This window comes from bacterium (genome assembly GCA_016702305.1).
Classification (GTDB): Bacteria; Electryoneota; RPQS01; order RPQS01; family RPQS01; genus JABWCQ01.
Genome location: JADJEH010000002.1, coordinates 705,746 through 721,808, shown reverse-complemented (window position 1 = coordinate 721,808; position 16,063 = coordinate 705,746). Strand labels below are relative to the sequence as shown.

15 protein-coding genes are annotated in these 16,063 nt (G+C 58.3%); 7 read left to right on the top strand and 8 right to left on the bottom strand.

Annotated features, from left to right (window positions below; translation table 11 throughout):
* Positions 1 to 11: 11 nt before the first annotated feature.
* Complete coding sequence (locus IPH10_07585) at positions 12 to 986, bottom strand: D-2-hydroxyacid dehydrogenase (GenBank protein MBK6910782.1); 975 nt, start codon at positions 984 to 986, stop codon at positions 12 to 14.
* A gap of 431 nt (positions 987 to 1,417) precedes the next feature.
* On the opposite strand from IPH10_07585, the gene IPH10_07580 reads away from it, so the two are divergent.
* Positions 1,418 to 2,041, top strand: coding sequence for a hypothetical protein (locus IPH10_07580; GenBank protein ID MBK6910781.1), 624 nt, complete (start codon positions 1,418 to 1,420; stop codon positions 2,039 to 2,041).
* Here IPH10_07580 and IPH10_07575 read toward each other — a convergent pair.
* The 3 genes from IPH10_07575 to IPH10_07565 form a co-directional block, all read right to left on the bottom strand.
* A complete protein-coding gene (locus IPH10_07575; protein ID MBK6910780.1) occupies positions 2,038 to 4,068 on the bottom strand; it encodes a CPBP family intramembrane metalloprotease in 2,031 nt (676 codons plus the stop codon). The two genes, IPH10_07580 and IPH10_07575, sit on opposite strands and share 4 nt — an antisense overlap.
* Positions 4,069 to 4,173: 105 nt before the next feature.
* Entirely contained in the window at positions 4,174 to 4,608 is a 435-nt protein-coding gene (locus IPH10_07570) for an NUDIX hydrolase (GenBank protein MBK6910779.1), read from the bottom strand.
* Between the two features lie 58 nt (positions 4,609 to 4,666).
* On the bottom strand, positions 4,667 to 5,896 hold the full coding sequence (locus tag IPH10_07565; protein MBK6910778.1) for a PDZ domain-containing protein: 1,230 nt from the start codon (positions 5,894 to 5,896) through the stop codon (positions 4,667 to 4,669).
* A 142-nt stretch (positions 5,897 to 6,038) separates the two neighbouring features.
* On the opposite strand from IPH10_07565, the gene IPH10_07560 reads away from it, so the two are divergent.
* The 6 genes from IPH10_07560 (at position 6,039) to IPH10_07535 (ending at position 11,633) form a co-directional block, all read left to right on the top strand.
* The gene (locus IPH10_07560; GenBank protein MBK6910777.1) at positions 6,039 to 6,425 is read left to right on the top strand and encodes a hypothetical protein; all 387 of its coding nucleotides are present in this window, start codon (positions 6,039 to 6,041) and stop codon (positions 6,423 to 6,425) included.
* A gap of 122 nt (positions 6,426 to 6,547) precedes the next feature.
* Entirely contained in the window at positions 6,548 to 8,032 is a 1,485-nt protein-coding gene (locus IPH10_07555; GenBank protein ID MBK6910776.1) for a DUF342 domain-containing protein, read from the top strand.
* A gap of 273 nt (positions 8,033 to 8,305) precedes the next feature.
* Positions 8,306 to 8,689 (top strand): hypothetical protein, encoded by a 384-nt coding sequence (locus IPH10_07550; protein MBK6910775.1) that lies wholly within the window; start codon positions 8,306 to 8,308, stop codon positions 8,687 to 8,689.
* A gap of 13 nt (positions 8,690 to 8,702) precedes the next feature.
* Positions 8,703 to 8,903: a hypothetical protein gene (locus tag IPH10_07545; GenBank protein ID MBK6910774.1), complete on the top strand. Its 201-nt coding sequence runs from the start codon at positions 8,703 to 8,705 to the stop codon at positions 8,901 to 8,903.
* Between the two features lie 24 nt (positions 8,904 to 8,927).
* Positions 8,928 to 10,004 carry a response regulator gene (locus tag IPH10_07540; GenBank protein MBK6910773.1) on the top strand — a complete coding sequence of 359 codons (1,077 nt, stop codon included), beginning with the start codon at positions 8,928 to 8,930 and terminating at the stop codon, positions 10,002 to 10,004.
* 42 nt (positions 10,005 to 10,046) lie between these two features.
* Positions 10,047 to 11,633: a response regulator gene (locus tag IPH10_07535; GenBank protein ID MBK6910772.1), complete on the top strand. Its 1,587-nt coding sequence runs from the start codon at positions 10,047 to 10,049 to the stop codon at positions 11,631 to 11,633.
* 53 nt (positions 11,634 to 11,686) lie between these two features.
* Here IPH10_07535 and miaA read toward each other — a convergent pair whose 3' ends face one another.
* Genes miaA through ftcD form a run of 4 tightly spaced genes read right to left on the bottom strand, consistent with a single transcriptional unit; the run spans position 11,687 to position 16,062 of the window.
* On the bottom strand, positions 11,687 to 12,625 hold the full coding sequence (miaA, locus tag IPH10_07530) for a tRNA (adenosine(37)-N6)-dimethylallyltransferase MiaA (protein ID MBK6910771.1): 939 nt from the start codon (positions 12,623 to 12,625) through the stop codon (positions 11,687 to 11,689).
* Positions 12,618 to 14,357, bottom strand: coding sequence for a DNA mismatch repair endonuclease MutL (mutL, locus tag IPH10_07525; GenBank protein ID MBK6910770.1), 1,740 nt, complete (start codon positions 14,355 to 14,357; stop codon positions 12,618 to 12,620). The genes miaA and mutL overlap by 8 nt, the downstream gene beginning before the upstream one ends.
* Positions 14,350 to 15,003 (bottom strand): cyclodeaminase/cyclohydrolase family protein, encoded by a 654-nt coding sequence (locus IPH10_07520; protein ID MBK6910769.1) that lies wholly within the window; start codon positions 15,001 to 15,003, stop codon positions 14,350 to 14,352. Before IPH10_07520 ends, mutL begins: the two co-directional genes overlap by 8 nt.
* Before the next feature lie 9 nt (positions 15,004 to 15,012).
* Positions 15,013 to 16,062: a glutamate formimidoyltransferase gene (gene ftcD, locus IPH10_07515; GenBank protein MBK6910768.1), complete on the bottom strand. Its 1,050-nt coding sequence runs from the start codon at positions 16,060 to 16,062 to the stop codon at positions 15,013 to 15,015.
* Between the last annotated feature and the right edge of the window lies 1 nt (position 16,063).

Genomic DNA, 16,063 nt, shown 5'->3' with positions numbered 1-16,063 from the left:
AGAAGCGCGGCTTAGTAGCCGCGCTTCTTGTTTACGGTGCTTTGCAGTGGTTCGCCGTTTAGGTAGCGTTCAAGATTCGCCGCAAAAATGTCATGCACTTGCCGAGTATATTCAGGGAAGTTTCCCGACACGTGTGGTGTCATGAAGACATTGTCCCGCGCGAACAATGGTGAGTCCGCGGGCAACGGCTCGTCGGCAAAAACATCGAGCAGTGCATAGGCAGGTTTGCCGTTGTCCAGCGCCGTAAGCAGGTCCTGCTCATCCAGCAGGGAACCGCGCGCGACATTCACAAGTACCGAGCCGTCCTTAAAAAGGGGAAACAACCGGCGATTGAAGAGTCCCACCGTAGCACGCGTGGCCGGCAGGGCGAGGACGACGATGTCGGCCTCCTCAAGACGTTCCTCGAGAAGCTCCATCGGGTAGACTTCGCAGAGATCGTGACGAGGTTTGGTGGCGACGGCCTCGACCGTGATCCCGTTATCATGCAGCAAGGCCGCAATCCCCCGCCCTACCTCCCCATACCCCACGACCAGCGCTTTCAAACCCTGCAAGTTACGGCGGCGCTCGGTCATGCGTTTCTTGGGCTCTTTCCACTCGCGCTCGCGCCGCCAGCGATCCGCCGTCGCCAAGTCCTGTGACCAATAGTACAGCGCCGCCATGACCCATTCGGCCATGGGCCGGGCATGCAAACCACGACTGTTGGTCAATGTAACCTCGCTGTCCACGAACTCTGGGAACAGGCTTTTTTCAACTCCGGCGATGGTCAAGTGTACCCAGCGGAGGTTTCGTCCGGCTGACAGCAGCTCGGGTGTGAAACGATGCGCCAGAAGCACGTCGGCATCGGCAAGCTCTTGCACGGCCCGCTCCGCGGATTCCGCAAAGACGATCGTGGCGTGGCCGTCACTCAGAGTATGAACAGCACTCGCCAACTCCGTCTGACGGGCCGGATTTTGTGAGGCAAACGAGACTATTTTGAGGTGGATCATATGCGGTCCTGTTCGCAGGACAATTGCGGCCATAAGGCCGGCGTGGTGTGGATATCTGCATCACTGGCTTTCGCCGATTGCGGATGCAAGGCAGGATGAATGGTGGACGCCGAGCACAATGGCCAGACGAACAAAAATCGGTTGGAAGACGGCGACGCGCCAAGTTCGCGGAAATTCTGCGCACGTTTGCGCCCGTATCACTTAGTCCGTGCAAGCGTTAACGTGGGATCGCGACAGTCCGGTTACGCCAATTCAATATCAATACTTATTCAACATTATCGATAGAATCGCGCTGTTTACAGCGCAGTGCGCAAATGCTGGTCTCCGCAAGCCCAGTTATTGCAGGAGATTGGATGCCTGTTGTCGGCAGTTTGGTCCGGGTACCGGAATTGTAATAGGGTCATCATCCTTTTCACAACGAAGTAATGATGATGTCACATTCCCCCAACTCCCGCGTCCTGCTCTTCGGTCAGAATAGTCTCGAACGCGACGCGTACGCGAATGTCTTAAGCGGCAACGGACTGCACATTGAAGTCGCAGAGGAAAGCGATGACGCACACTACCTCCTCCAAAACCGGCAGATCACGTCCATCGTTGTGCTCGCCAGCGCGAATCAAGCTGCCGGCCGCGAACTGCTGCGCATCCGCAATCAGCATTTCCATAGCGTACCAGTCTACTTCGCCACACCGCCCACGCTTGAGGCCGCGCAAACGCCGGGCGCCGAATCCAGTCTCGCAGTTGCACCGGCGGATGCGCAAACTGCGCCCGTCGCAACGCTGGCCGCACCCCATGAAGATGCGGTTTCCGCACCTCGTCCGGCACAACGCGGCGGACTTCCCACGATTTGGATCAGCCAAACGGAGTATCCGATTCTGTTTCGCGATGCGCGTGAACAGTTTGAGGCGCAGTTCCTAAGAAAGGTCCTGCGGCGCTATCACGGCAACGTCAGCCGCGTATCGCGCGCCATTGACATGGCCCGCCGCAACGTCCAAATGAAGATCAAGCATCACGGAATTGAACTGGCCGAATACCGAGACTTCCCGGACGATTTCTAACCCGAGTGCGCGGGCAACGTTGGAGGCTCTGCTCGGGCCACCAATCTTATTCCAATAGCCAGCAATGTGATTCCCACAGCCATCCACGGCCACGGGACCCAAGCCGAATCTTCGCTGGCCGCCCAGCCGAGTGCTTCAATCGCGTCTCCAAACCGGAACACCAGGTAGCTAAGCGCGTTGTTCACAAAATGCCCAAGCATGGCCGGAAATATTGAACCGGAGCTCACAGCCAAATAGCCCAACAACACACCCAGCACAAACGTCGGCAGCAGGCGATAGGGATTCATGTGCAGAAGCGCGAAGATGCCCGCGACTATCAGAATCGCGGGCCAACGGCCCATCCCCTGTAACATACCGCGCAGCATTACGCCGCGGCAGAGATGTTCCTCGACAATCGCAGGCAGGACTGCGATGATGAAAATGGCTTGCCACATCGGCAAATCGGTCAGGCCCGCAAAAAGATCGGAAAAGTCCTCAAGCATCTCTTCGGGGAACGGGAAATAGGCGTGCTGCAGAGTCGCCAGTTCGACCGTGAGAACCCAGCCGCCCAGAATCGCCAGCGCCGCGCCTATCCACATGCGCGGTCGCGGGAGACGCCAGCCGAAAGTCGGGATTGGATCATAGCCGCCCTGTTTGACCCAGAGCACCGCCAGCGCAGCAATGGCACCCTGAATCATAAACAGCCCGCGAAACATCCCTTGTGACGACGCCAAGGTGCCCACAGCCGCAACGAGAATCAAGGAGACCGCGCCAAGCAGTGCGGCCGAACCAGAATTGGGTACCGAGCCCGGTTCGAGCTTCCGCTTGGCGAAGGGCGTCCACTTCATCTCCTCGGCATGCCGGAACAGGACGCTTTCGCGGTTGAACTGCACAATGACCCAATGCAGCGACAGCGCGGCCAGTCCCGCCGTACTCAGCAACGTAATCGCAAACTCCAGCCACGGTGTGTGCCCCGACATAAGCGTGCGTGTCAACAACGACACGTTTGCAATAGGGATGACCGCCAGAAACGGAGTGAGCTCAATCCCGGGGATCATCGAAACCATGGACGGCAATATGCTGACCACCATTAACGGGGTGAGCAGGCCCTGCCCTTCCTTGTAGCTTCGCGCGGTCACCGCTACAGCCATCGTTACGCCCGCAAACAGCACGGCCAGCGGGAGCATGATGAAGAGAACCAGAACGAGCGAAGACGGCGCCACGGCGAAGCTGCTGATCTCGCCGCCCTTGTCAAACATCTGCACAGCATAGACCATGGTCAGGCCTAAACTGAGCAGATTCAAGAGCGCTGAAATGAGCGCGGCCACCACGACAGCCAGAAACTTGCCGTAGACCAACTCGCGGCGTGACGCCGGACTCACCAGCAGCGTCTCCAACGTTCCGCGCTCCTTCTCCCCGGCGGTCAGATCAATGGCCGCATAGAACGCTCCCGTGAGTGTCATCAAAATCAGGAAGTAACCCAGAAAGCGGCCAAGAACGGAACCGGTTTGTTCCGTCTCTGTTGCGGTATCGAGCGCTTCAATGGCGACGGGTCGAATGTAAGACGTGTCCACGCCAAGTTGGGCAATGCGCTGGGCGACAATGCGGCTTTCGAACTCGTCAACGCCGCGCTCAATTCGGCCGCGCACCTGTTCGGAGAAATCCCGGCTGCTGAGATAGTAGACTTTCATGTTGGCGCGGCGGCCAGCGGCGACGTCAGCGCTGAAGGTCGAATCTAAGGCCAGAGCCGCGTCCAGCTCGCCCGCTCGCAGCTTCTCTTCCCAACCCGTCGAATCCGTGAACTCCAGCAGTTTAGAGGAATCGGCGGCCAGAAGATCACCCGGTTTGGCTGCCGGAGTCAACAGGGCCACGCGTCCCACCTGCTCTTTGAGCTTACCTGCTTGCAGCAAGGATAGCTGCGTGAACCCGATGAAGATCAGCGGATAGAGCAACAGCGGCAGGATCACCGTGACCATCAGCGTCCGCTTGTCGCGGAAGAGGTCGCGCAGTTCTTTGTAGAATACCGTCTTGATGGGAGATACAGCCATAAGTCTCAGCCGAAGTGATTGTCAGTCCATCAATATAACGAAAACGGACGGTCTCGGCAACCGTCCGTCTCATCAGGACATGCCCGCTATTGGCGGGATTTCGGCCTATTCTGCTCGCAGGGCGTCGGCGATCACTTGACGGTGATCAAATGCGATCCGGTCGGGCAGGCCTCCCAGTGGAAACCATCGCGCTTCCCGGGCATCGTCTCCGGCGACGAGCTCACCCGTAACATCGGCCCGGTACACGACCGACAGAGTGTGGAAACGGAAATCCCGACCCGGCGCGGAGTATACGCCTACCAGTCGGAGATTTGCTGCGATCAGCCCGGTTTCTTCACGTAACTCGCGGACAGCCGCATCCTCCGCGGACTCGCCGTAGTCAATGAATCCTCCCGGCAGCGCCCAACCTTCAGGCGGGTTGCGGCGCAAAATCAACAACACACAGCCGTCGCGGATGGCTGCAATGTCGGCGGCCGGAAACGGATTCTTGTAACCAATGACCGGTGCGTTGCAGGCCGGGCAGTTTGTTGTGTATTCCATGTGAGAAAATAGAAGAGCCCGGCGCAATCGTCGGGCTCGTTCAGTCAATTTTTGTTTACTACGCTTGCGGCGTGATGTCCACTTGCACGCCCCAGAATGAGGACATGCGCTGCTTGACTTCCTGCTGCAACTGCTTCAATTCCTGTTTCAAGACTTCAAGGTCCTTCTTGAGCTGCTGCATGCCGGTCCGCAGCCCTTCGCGTAGTTCGGCGAAGCTCATATTCCACCAGCCACTGTTGCCATTGATTGCGCGAGCTTCACCCGAGCTGATCGAGACGCGGGGAGCGTCCGAATCAATTTGCAGACGAAAGTCGCCGTTGGGCACGTTGTCCAACTCAACGCCGACGCGGTGCATTTCCTCTTGCAACTTCTCCATTTCGACGGCCAACTGCTCGGCTTCGGCTTCACCAAATCCAAAATACCACTCGCCATCGCCTGCGTCACCGTAAAAATCCTTGCGATTGGTCAGGGTGACCGGAATCACCATGGACTTGCCGTCGCGCATGATGTGAAAATCCACGGTCTCGTCGGGATCAATATCGCGAATCGCCGCCGTCACGTCGCCTTGATCCGCGACCGACTCCGCGCCAATTTTGGTGATAATATCGCCGGCCTTTAACCCGGCCTTTTCAGCGGGCGAGTCCTTGACGACCTCGGATATCAGCGCGCCGCCCTCAACCTTGAAATAGCTCCGCAGGCCGTCGGAAAGTTCTTGAGTCACCACCCCGGCAAACGCCATCTGCGCGCCGTGCTTCTCGACCCAATTCTTGCCCATCGGGAACGGAGCGTTAGGAGGCACGATCGCCTCAAGTTTGCGATCCAGCTCTTCATCGTTCCCACTCCAGGACCAACTGAATTCGTCACTGTCGCGGCCCTCAAGCTTCACCGTTGCCGTGCGCTCTTTGCCGCCGCGCACATAGGCCAGATTGACCTCGTCGCCCGCCTTAAACTTGTTTAGCTGCACGCGTAGCTCAGCCGGACCGGTCAAACGGACGCCGTTCAGCATGACAAGAACGTCATTGGTCCGCAACCCAGCTTCATCGGCGGGCGAACCAGAAACGGTCTCTTCAACTACGACGCCCTGACCAGCTTCGACCCCATAATCTCCTGAGATGTCGGAGGTCACTTCCGCCGGGACGATTCCGAGGAAGGCACCTTCGGATTTATTGGCTTTGGCGAGGACGACCGTTTGGTCACCAGCCACCACCTGGACACTGGCTCCCGCAAAGGCCGTCGAAACGGCCACGGCAAGCGCCAGCGTTAGCAGACTTAAACTTCTGATAGACATAACCTTACTCCTTGCTCCTCGTTCAACTCGCGGGCACGACCCATGTTTCACGAACAGAATGAGCAAATGTTCCCACAAATGGGGTTGCGGTCACAGCTTCAAATCGCTATACTGGGTCGGTCTATTTAACTGGAGTTATTCAGTGCTGATTTTGTTGCAGAACCGCCGCGACTTCTACCGGGAACTCCTCCCCCGATTGCCAGACCAGGCGCTGGCGGCACGATTGCAAGCGATTGCGGAGCACTGCGCGCCTTCTGACCCAGAGGAGTGGCCGCACGTGAGGGCCGCGCTCGAGCTTGAAGACCCGTGGAAGAAACCCCAGCTCGGCGCCAGATGGGGCCGGACGGCGATTTCCATGGCCGAGGTGTTTGAACGGGCGATTCGGTTCGAAGAGCTTATTTTACAGGCTTGCGCCGAACATGCGGCCTCCGATTTGGCGGTCAACGCCTCGGACCGGCTTGAGAAGCTGCGCATCTTGGCCGATGATCTCCGCTATCACCGGGTCCGTCTTGTAGGCGAATCTTCCTGATAGGAGCGGATTTTGCGCTTCCGGGCCGCATGGATCGTGGCCATGTTCAACATCTTCAATTAAGTGACCCGGATACTAAGGTCAGGCTGGTCGCCCAGGGACGCAATCTCTGGCGCGTCCGCATGCTCTTTCCGAACAAACGAGCCACGGAAATTCCCGAGCAGCTGCGCCAGATCAAAGACGAGCTTGCGCATAACTTCGGAGTCGCAAATCACCGCCTCGAATACGTCGGGCTGATCTCCAAGAAACGCACACACGCCGGCGTCTTGGTGGAGATGCAGATCCGCAGGCAGGATGCACCGTCGGGTGCAGTGCGCCTGCGGTTCGAACCCGCGCAGGCCCCGGACGGTACTGAGTTTTCCGATATGAAGGCCATCATTGATCTGTTCCCGCTCGATGAGTTTGAACAGACATTGACCTTCGCCGCTGTAGAGCAGAAATTGAAAGCCGAAGGTCTGGAACTGGTGCTCGTGAAGTGGCCGATTATACGCGATTTGGTGGACAGTTGCGTAGACCGGCAGGCACCCATTTTTGATCATGTCGTCGCTGAAGGTGTGCTGCCTGATATCGGTATTCCGTCACGCATCAGCTATCCGTGGTTTCCCCAGTCCGATGAGGCAGCTGTTACCGCCTGGATGGGATTGCGCGCCGTGGATGCCGGAGAGGAGTTAGTGGAGGTCAGCGTACCGGTGTCGGGAATGCGCGCGGGGCGTAATGTATTTGGTCGTGAATTGTCGCCGCGCCGGGGAATCGTGACTCGCTTGCAGGGAAGTCACGGCGTTGTTGTCGCGGCAGGCGAGCGCAGGATGCAGGCCCGCGAGCGCGGACTCCTGGTCTTCCGGCGCATCTATTCTGATCGGCGCACCAAGGATTCCCCGCGCGAGATGCCCATGCTCCTTGAGGCGGAGGTCATGCGTATTCGCGGCGTGGACGGTGATGCCGCCGACGTGCAGCGCTGGGAAGAAACTGTGTGGATCAGTGGTGACTTGAACGCCGGTGCGCGACTTCACGTGAACGGCGACTGCGTGATTGACGGGGATGTTCCCGACGGTTGCCAAGTCACCGTGGCCGGCAGTTTACGGGTATATGGTAGTATCGGTGAAGCCGCCGTCACGACCGGTGGACATCTCTGTGTTCACGGCGACTTGAAGGACACACTCTGCGAGGTCGGTCTGGTCGTCCAGATTATTGGCGTCGCCCGCGAATCCGAGATATTCGCACGGGAGATTCTGGCCGATCATCTTGAGGGAGGAACTGCCGAGGCGTTTGCCTCCCCGACCGCCTCCAACGACGTTGTACATTTCAACCGTGAGAAGTTCCTGGCCGAACAACGGGCGGCCGGTGAAGACGCTTTAGCGACCCTGAGGCGGCAGATTACGCAGCTCTACGAGATTTTTGGACCTGAAATTCTTCAGCAAGTGACCCCCGACACCGTCCAAATTCACTTGTTGCGCTGGCTGCGGCAGCAGAAGAACTCCGGGGCAGCGCAGTTTTCGCATCCGCAAGTGCAAGAGCTCCGGACATTGCTTGAACTCGTTCCGTCGCTGCGGTCGCAGATGACCCAGATTGCGGGTGAGCTGCGCTTGGCCGCCCGCGGCCCTTCGTAGCTGCACTTTTTCATCAAGAATCTCTAAAGGCGCGTTGTGCGCCTTTTTTGTTTTCCACAAGACGACTCAATATAGTAAGCATAGCAGCGAGATCGCGAGTGTAGTAACTATAGCGCAACCATATTATAATCCTCTTGGCCCAGTTAGAAGATTGCAGTTTCAGGTTCCAGAGGTTACCTTGGGTAACTTCGACAAAAGCCTGTGATACAATCCGCCCCACCCATCTCTCCGCCGGTCAGCCCGTCCGGCCCGTCGCAAGCCTTAGTTGAGGTCTTGCTGCATGAGATCGCAAATCCACTGCAAGCGGCGCAAAGTACGCTGCGCCTGTGGCATGGCGACACTGCCCTGACGCCTGTGCATCAGGAACGGCTGGAACGACTGGAATCGTCGTTTGATCGAGTGGCTCAGGTCCTCCGCATCGTCCAAACGGTCAAGGATGCCGCCCTGCGCGCGCCCGTACCTGTTGCGGCGGACAAGCTGCTGAATGACTTGGCTGGCGAGTGCCGCGCTGCAGGTGTGGAACTTGCGCTCGTGAGCGAGCTGCCGAGAGAACTTCTGCGCCTGCACGGCGGCACGGTGGCGATCCTGATTGCTGCTTGGGCGAGGTCGGTCAGCACAGCGCCGGCTATGGCGAAAGTGAAGATTCGAACAGCTTGATAACGATTGGCTGATGTTGGTGAATACGCGAATCGGCGCGGCGAACGCGGTGCGCTTCGAATTGACTGCAACGTCCGCGGCGGGATTCGCCGCGGCCATAGGCGAGTTCATGCGCGCTGCCGATGGACTGGCTTATATTGGGGAAGATGATGATGGTGCTTTTGAACTTGTGCTGCACGTTTCAACATGGTTACGACAAGAACGGGTACGGTGAGAGAAAGCTGAATTTATGACAGACTTGACACAAATTTTGGTGGTGGACGATGATGCGCAGGTGTTGGCCGGATTTCGCGAAGTCCTCGGACGCGCAGGTTTTGCCGTCGTCGCCGCAAGCTCGGGGCAAGCCGCCGTCGAGCTGTTGTCTCAAAGGACTTTTAACGTTGTCTTGACCGACCTGTTCATGCCGCGCGTCACTGGCATGGATGTTCTGAACGCTGCACTGACGGCCGATCCCGACTGCGTGGTTATCGTCGTCACCGGCTTCGCCTCAGTGCGCGGAGCCGTGGATGCGTTGCGCCGGGGCGCCGCCGATTACGTCATTAAACCTTGTGACGACGCCGAATTGCTGCACCGCATCCGTCTGGGGCTGGAACGTGCCGAGATGCGAGCCGAACTGCGCGCCAAAGAGCTTGACAGCGAGAAGATGAAGGCGATTGCCCAGACTGCGGTCACGGTCAATGATCAAATTAACACTCCGCTCAATGTTATTCTGAACAGCGCCGAGTATATTCGTTTGACCAAACTGCCCGACGCGCCGGAAGTTCGCCAGTCGCTTGACTTCATCGTGCAAGAGGTCGCCAAGATCAAGTCGGTCATCCAGAAGCTCGCAACGGTTGCCAATCCGTCGCGCACACGCGAGTATTCCGTCGGCCAGCATCGTATGATTGATCTTGACGTACCGCGGGCGCGGGCGATCCCAATTTCGAGCGATCCCTCGCGGCGCCAGAAGATACTCGTAGTGGATGACGAGCAGTTCATGGTACATACGTTGTCGCGCATTTTGGAAGTCCTGGGTTACGACGTCGTCTCGGCGTTCGGAGGCCGCGAAGCATTTGACAAATTTGCCTCGGAAAAGGTTGATTTGGTGGTGAGCGACGTGCACATGCCCGACATGAACGGCATCGAACTCATGTCGTCCATCAAGTCCCGCCACCCCGAGTTTCCAGTGATCTTGGTCACGGGATACGGCGTTGAAGAGGCCCGCAAGACCGCCGGCGAATACCACGCGGACGGTTTTCTCGGCAAGCCGTTTCGCATTGAAGAACTGCGGCAGATCATAGAACGTGCACTGCCCACCAATAACGCCGCGGCGTAGTCGAATCATGAGTTTTGAAAGGCAAGCACTATCTCGAGCAGCATGAACAAGCACGGACGTCGGGTACTGATCATTGATGATGATGCGATCATATGCGAGATCGCCGAGAGCTTCTTGAGTGAATCCGGCTGGGAAGTCGCCCACGCCTATTCGCCTGCCGACGCGCTGCAGAGTATGGCGGCCGAAGATTGGCCGGTCGTGTTCTGTGACGTACACTTGCCCGGTGATTCCGGCGAGCTGCTGGCTGCATTGCGGCTCGACTTTCCGCGCACTCAAATCGTTATGATTACCGGCGATCCCACTGTGCTCAGCATGCGCCAGGCTATTCGCGCCGGAGCGTATGACTATCTGCTCAAACCCCTGCGACGTGAAGAGCTGCTACGCTCCGCAGAAATGGCCTTTGACCGAAACGAGCTGATCACGCAGCGGGATGCGCTCGAGCTTGACAATGCGCGCTACCGTGAACAGCTTGAAGGCGTTGTCATGCGGCGCACGGAGCAATTGCGGGACAGCGAGCTGCGCTATCGCACGCTCTTTGATCATGCCGCCGATGCGATTTTTCTGCTTCGCCCGCAGGACGGCACGATTCTCGAACTCAACGGCGCGGCCGGCCGCCTGCTCGGGCTAAAAGCTGCGGATGCCAGCGGCAAACCGTTCCGCGCCTTCGCCGGTGCGCAGCTTGACTTCTGTCTGTTGGAACCCGGCGACGACTATCGCGTCTGGCATCTCCCGGGCGTCATGATAAACGACAGTGAACGCGACTCGCACCGGGTCAACATGACGCTCAATCGAATTCGCCTCGAAAACGACGTCGTATTGCAGGTCGTCGCGCGTGAAACCGCCGCTCATGACGAGCTTGAACAGCGCGCTGAATTGCTGGAACTTGAATTGATGAGCGAACAGCGGCTGGCAACGATTGGCCTGCTCGCCAGCGGTGTGGCGCATAATATCAATACGCCACTCATGGGGATCTACGGTCTGGCGCAGGTCATCAAAATGCAGCATCCGGACATTGACGGAATTGACGGCGTGATTGCACAAGTTGAACGAATCAACGCCATCATCCGCAATTTGATGTGGAAAAGTCGCCAGGAGCAGGAAATGGCGCGGCAGTTGATTGACATAAACACCCTGCTGCAAGAGGAGCTGCGATTCCTGGAAGCCGACATGGAATTCAAGCACAATGTCGAGAAGCGCTTTGAATTCGCGCACGACCTGCCGCCGATCTTTGGACGATACAGCGACTTTTCGCAGTCCTTGACGAACTTGTTCCGAAACGCGCTTGATGCAATGCATGACCGAGAACTGAAGCAGCTCGTGGTGACGACAACTTACGCGGATGATTGTATTCACATTTCCGTGCAAGACTCCGGCATTGGCATCGCGGCCGATCATTTGGAAAAGGTCTTTGACCCATTTTTCACGACCAAGCCCGCCGTCGGAAACACCGAAAATGGCACGCCGACCGGTACAGGTTTGGGATTGTCCACGGTCAAAAAGCTGCTCACTCCTTACGGCTGTCAGTTTGATATTCAGAGCGAACCCGGCGCTGGTACGCGCTTCACGCTGGCCATTCCTGTGGCACAGAACCAGCCGCGTGACGAGGAGCTTGAAGAAGCGAATTACTGACCGTTATCCGCGACAATATCAAAGGCCCGCTGAATTTCAGCGGGCCTTTTGTTTCATGTGCTTTCGACGAAATCATTCGCAATGCGGCGGGCAACTGCGTCGGCGGGCTCCGTGAACGACCGTTCAGTCCAAATCGCGCGCGGATCACGGCGATACCAGGTTAGCTGCCGTTTGACGTAGTGGCGAACCGCTTGTTGAATGGCCGCCCGCATGGCCGCGTGATCGCACTCGCCGCGCAAATAGGGGAACACTTCCTGATAACCGTGCGTCCGCAACGCGTTGCAGTTGCGCTCTGTAAAACCCGCGGCAGCTAACGCCCGCACTTCGTCCACCAAACCGTTCGCGATCATCTCATCGGCACGGGCATTGACGCGCTCATAGGTCTCCGCGCGATCACCGTAGAGGAAATACAGTTTGAACCGGTGCTGCAGCGGCACGGTGGTACTGCGCATGCGATCGGAAAGCCGTTCACCTGTTGCCCGAAAAAAACCGATCGCGCGCAGTGCACGATGATGGTCGCCGCTGAGTGTGCGATCGGCCATGGAGGGATCCACTTCGCGCAGCTCGCGCATCATCTCGTCACCGCCGCGGCGATCCCACTCCGCCTTCAACGCGGCATAGTTCAATTCAGGTTCAGCGTCGCTATCGTAGAGTCCGTCCAGCAACGCCTTTAGGTACAGCATCGAACCGCCGACAACGACGGCCCGCCGTCCACGATCAATCAACGACTCTATGCGTTTGCGGGCCGCGCGCGCGAAGTCACCGGCACTCCACCGCTCTTTCAGTGACATTGAACGCACGAAATGATGCGGAACGGCGGCAAGCTGCGCCTCTGTTGGCGGTGCGGTTCCGATATACAGTTCGCGGAAGACCTGCCGTGAATCGGCGTTGATAATTTCAGCGTTCAGGCACTGCGCGAGCGGGATCGAGACTTCCGTCTTCCCGGACGCCGTCGTTCCGGTCAGAACGAGAACGCGCGGCGCGCTATCCAATGCGACCGAAACGATGGTCTAACTCGCTTAGTTTAATCTCGATGAAAGTGGGACGTCCGTGCGGGCATGAACCGGGCTGGTTCGTCGCAAAGAGTTCGTCCACCAAAGCCGTCATCTCGTCCAATGAAAGTTCATCACCCGTGCGAATTGCAGCCTTGCACGCAAAGCCCGCCGCGAGCGATTCGCGCGGACCAAGTCGCGTACGTCGAAACTCTTCGTACTCCGTGATCATCTCGCGGAGCATTGACGCCTCGGATGCGCGACGCAATCCCGCAGGAACCGCCTCGATGCTGTAAGCGCGAGGTCCGAAGTCGCGCAGCACGAATCCAAACGTCGCGAGGTCGGGGCGCATTTCCGCGAAGGTGGCATCTTCTTCCGGCGTCAGTTCAAGCAACAAGGGAAAGAGCAATTGCTGTGATGGAAAAGACCGTTGGTCAAAGCTGCGCAACGCCCGTTCATAGAGCACACGTTCATGGGCCGCATGTTGATCAATGATGGCCAGCCCTGAGCGTATCGGCGCAATCAGGTACTTGGCATGTACCTGATAGATCTGCGCACGCAGTTTGGCCGCAGGTGCGGGTTGTGATTCAGGCGAGCTCGAATGATACGCAGGGGGTGAATAGGCCGGAGCGGCGGGGCGCATGTCGTCGCGAAACGGCAGCGAATGACCCGACGCAAATAGACTCGCGGGATCCGTTGGAGCGGACGGCGGTTCCCACGCGCGCCGCAATTCGCCAAGCGCTTCCTGTTGCCCTTTCAGTGCGCTCCGCAGAGCTTCGAAAACAGCCGCGTGCACACGGTGCTCGTCGGAGAACCGGACTTCGCGTTTGGCCGGATGCACATTCACATCCACACCGGTCGCGGCCAGATCAATGAACAGAATGTAAAAGGGCCACTCACCTTCATCGAGCCAGTCACGCAGAGCTCCGCGAGCTACGCCGGCAAGACCTGTACTTTGGAACGGCCGCTGATTCACATAGAGAAACTGATCGCCGCGTCCGCGACGGTTCAGTTCACGTTTTCCCAAGACTCCGTGAACACGAACTCCGCGCAATTCAAAATCAAGGGCGAGCAACTTGTCGTTAATTCCCACGCCGAATACGTCGCTCAGCCGATCGGCGAAAGTCCCGGACGGCCAGACAAATTGCAGCGATTCGCCATGACGAAAGGTCCAGGCCACCTGCGGAAAGGCCAGCGCGTACGTACGCAGTGTGCGTATCGCATGCGATAACTCGGTAGCGTCGGCCTTCAGAAATTTTGCACGCGCCGGTGTGTTAAAGAACAGCGATCGCACCCGCACCAAGGTGCCAACCGGGGCGGCTACCTGCTCTTGTTCGGCGATGTCGCCGCCGACCACGTGCAAGCGCGTGGCCGCGTCCGTCTGGGCATCACGTGACATGATTTCAAAGTCGCTCACGGACGCGATACTGGGCAGCGCTTCGCCGCGAAAACCCAGTGTTTCGATGGCAAACAGGTTTGACCCTTCGGTCAGCTTTGAGGTCGCGTGCCGTTCCAGGGAGAGCAGCAGGTCGTCGCGCGACATGCCGACGCCGTCATCACGCACGGCGATCAGCTCTCGGCCCGATCCTTCGAGCTCAATGGCGATCTTTGTTGCCGAGGCGTCCAGAGCATTGTCCACCAATTCTCGCAAAACAGCGGCAGGGCGTTCAATGACTTCTCCTGCGGCAATCTGGTTGACCAGATGCTCCGGTAGTATGCGAACTTTAGCCACGCAGTTTGGCGGCCACAGCGCCGCGAACAGCAGCAAGCAACGCGCGGGCGGTCTGGCGTGCCTCCGCGACTTCCGACCGTAGCGTTCGTGCCGCGTCGTCGTCACGGTCCACGATATTAATTAACACATTATTGGCAGCGCCGTCCATACCCGCCAAGAGCATTTCAGCGCCGGTCGCCGCATCAGAAACCGTGTTCGGATTGCCTTTGTCAACGATGGTCAAGGCATGCGCCAAGGCGGCGCAGCACATCTGCATCGTCTGCCGCGGTACCTCAATCGTCTGCGCGCTGGCTTCTGAGATTTCACGCTGCTTGTGTGCGCGTTCTTCGTCGGTCGTCTCGGGCAGGCGATTCGCAACGCGAAAGCGCGAGAACGCCCACGTGTCCTCGTCCACTTGCACGGTCAATTTGTGACGCAGTCCGTCAAGCTGGCCTTTTACGTCGGATAGCAGGCCAGCCACCGATTCAAACCCCTTCTTACCAATGCTGAATTCGCAAACCATCACGAGCAATGCTGCGCCAATCGCACCGGACAACGCGGCCGCACTTCCGCCACCCGGCGCGGGTGACTTCGCGGCGATTTGTTCGACAAAACCAATGACAGGTTGATAGACGAGCTTGGCGGGCATATCGGGAAGTGCGGACATATCAGAATCCTAATTGTTGATTGCGTATTCGATGATCTTCTTCGCCGGATCAAAGGCATTGAATGAAGATAGACCAAGCTTCTGCTCCGCGAGCTCGATAGCCTCACGCGCGGAACGCGGGCGCGGCAGTTTGTCGCGCCATACATAGTAGTCAGCGGCAAGCAGGAGCGCTTCAAGCGGGATCAGCCCCACAACCTCGGAGCCAAAAACTTCGAGATTCCGGCGCTCCGCCTCGAACAGCGTCTGCTCGTAGGCAATGTGAGGCGAGGAGACGAGGTAGTTCGTAAGGTTGATCGAGACTTGACAGAAGCGCTCTTGATCAAGATATACGCCCATCGCCTTGCAGTTCTGCAGCGGGCCGGGATGAAAGACCTTCTTGCCGGTCTCTGTCAGCACGTCGGTTCCATCGGCATGCGCAAGGGGCCATCCCATTTGGCGAATATGCAGCGCCATGTCATGCACCGCAGCCACATCCGCCGTGCGCACATTGACATTGTAGGCGACGAGAAAAAAGCGCGCGCCGGTAATCACGCATCCGAACTTCGGCACAAACCGGTGCGGTCCGTATTCGGGTTTCCATTCATCCTGAGTCATCTTTTCGGGCAGCGCTTCATACTCACCTTTGCGAACAAACGCGAGATTCTTACGCTCAGGACGCGCCGCGGCCGCTTCGTAGAGGTACACCGGAATGCCCAGTTCGGAACCGACGCGTTCGCCATACTGCCGCGCGAGATCCGCGCACTCCGCCATCGTGATGTTTCGCACAGGCACGAACGGCGCGACGTCCACCGCGCCGCTGCGCGGGTGCTCGCCGCTGTGCGCGGTCATGTCAATCTCCTCCGCGGCGGCTGCTGTGAGACGGAATGTCGCTTCAACGCAGGCCTGCGGCTCGCCTGCGTATGTAATGACGCAACGATTGTAGTCACCGTTGGGATCCACGTCGAGCAGCTTGACGCCGGGAACGGTGGTCACGACGCTCGCCACCCGGTCAATCTTGGCGCGGTCGCGGCCCTCCGAAATGTTCGGCACGCATTCGACGATTGCTTGTTGATCGTTCATG